Annotated in this window: 1 pseudogene; it reads right to left on the reverse strand. The window is 69.4% G+C overall.

The features are described 5' to 3' along the window. Positions 1–397: pseudogene (locus AC30CM_RS27135) on the reverse strand (hypothetical protein); the annotation flags it as partial. Positions 398–431 lie beyond the last annotated feature (34 nt).

Below are 431 nucleotides of genomic sequence, written 5' to 3' on the forward strand. Positions count from 1 at the left end.
CGGTCATCGCGGCGACCACCTGCTCGGCGGACCAGTCGTCCGGCGCCGAGATCAACGTTCCCCCAGCCAGTTCCGACGCCGTGAGCCCGTCCGCAACGCGGCTGACCGCACCGACCTCGGAGCTGATCCAGGTGCGGTAGCCGGCTCCGATCTTCCAACCGCCGCGGCGCGCAAGGCGATTGGTCGCGGAGTCGGTCAGCGTCAGCGTCGCAGGTCGCCAAGCGGACGCGACGGCCGCGCACACCGCGTCGCCCACTTCGCTGGTGATGCCGGCGGACGTGGCCTCCCGCAAGTCGATGTGGAGCCGGTGGCTGGGGACCCTCCTGCCGACAGCGATAGACCCGGCATGTACCGCGACCTTCACGGAGACCGACGGACCCGCACCGTTCAGAACCATCGAGTAGCCCTCGCTTGGAATGACCTCACCTTCC

It is taken from the genome of Mycobacterium sp. DHQP2018-32-09 (assembly GCF_058148405.1).